A 1081-nucleotide genomic window follows, 5' to 3' on the forward strand; every position below is an offset into this window, starting at 1 on the left:
GATCAACAACGAGCAGCCGAAGTCGAACACCTACCTGATGGAGGTGGACAACGAGCTGGTGGTGCCGGTCAACAAGAAGATCCGCATCGTCACGACGGCCAACGACGTGATCCACGCGTGGATGATCCCGGCCTTCGGCGTGAAGCAGGATGCGATTCCCGGCTTCGTGCGCGACACCTGGTTCCGCGCCGAGAAGATCGGCGTCTACCGTGGCCAGTGCGCCGAGCTGTGCGGCAAGGAACACGCGTTCATGCCGATCGTCGTGCGCGTGGTCTCGGACGCCGACTACACCAAGTGGGTCGACGAGAAGAAGAAGGCGCTGGCCGCAGCGGCGGACGATCCCAACAAGACCTGGACGCTCGATGAGATGAAGGTGCGTGGGGAGAAGGTCTACGCGTCGAACTGCGCGGTCTGCCACCAGCCGAACGGCAAGGGCGCCGGCGCGTTCCCGGCGCTGGACGGCTCCAAGGTAGTGAACGGTCCGAAGGCCGGCCAGATGCACATCCTGCTGGAAGGACGCGGCGGCATGCCGTCCTGGAAGCAGCTGTCCGACACGGAACTGGCCGCGGCCATGACCCACACCCGGAATGCGTGGGGCAACCGGACTGGCGAGGTAATCCAGCCGGCCGACTTCGTGAACGCCCGCGCGGGCAAGTTCCCCGAAGGCGGTGGCGCACCGACGGCGGGTACCGCCGAGGCGGCGCCGAAGGCCAAGGCCGATCCGGCCCCGGCCACCTCCCCCGACAAGCAGGCCAGCCTCGCGGGCAACCGCGTCGCAGGCTGACCCGCAGCCGCACCGCATACAGGAATTCAGGAGTCAACGCGATGAGTACCGCTACCCCGGAGACGCTGGGTCATCCGCACGACCACGCCCATGATCATGGACATGGCCACGGCCATGACGATCATGCGCACGATCACCCCCATGGCTGGCGCCGCTGGCTGTTCGCCACCAACCACAAGGACATCGGTACGCTGTACCTGCTGTTCTCGTTCACGATGCTGCTGTCCGGCGGCGTGCTGGCACTGCTGATCCGCCTGGAGCTGTTCGAGCCGGGCCTGCAGTTCTTCCGCCCCGAGC

At 66.4% G+C, this 1081-nt stretch carries 1 protein-coding gene and 1 pseudogene; both read left to right on the forward strand.

Going from position 1 to position 1081, the window contains the following annotated elements; all coding sequences use genetic code 11:
* Positions 1-784: c-type cytochrome (locus tag AB4Z13_RS32790; RefSeq protein ID WP_442207779.1), on the forward strand; the 784-nt coding region annotated here is incomplete at its 5' end.
* 41 nt (positions 785-825) lie between these two features.
* Positions 826-1081, forward strand: a pseudogene (locus AB4Z13_RS32795) (hypothetical protein); the annotation flags it as partial.

The sequence above is a fragment of the Rhizobium sp. YAF28 genome, from assembly GCF_052113285.1.
Classification (GTDB): domain Bacteria; phylum Pseudomonadota; class Alphaproteobacteria; order Rhizobiales; family Rhizobiaceae; genus Rhizobium.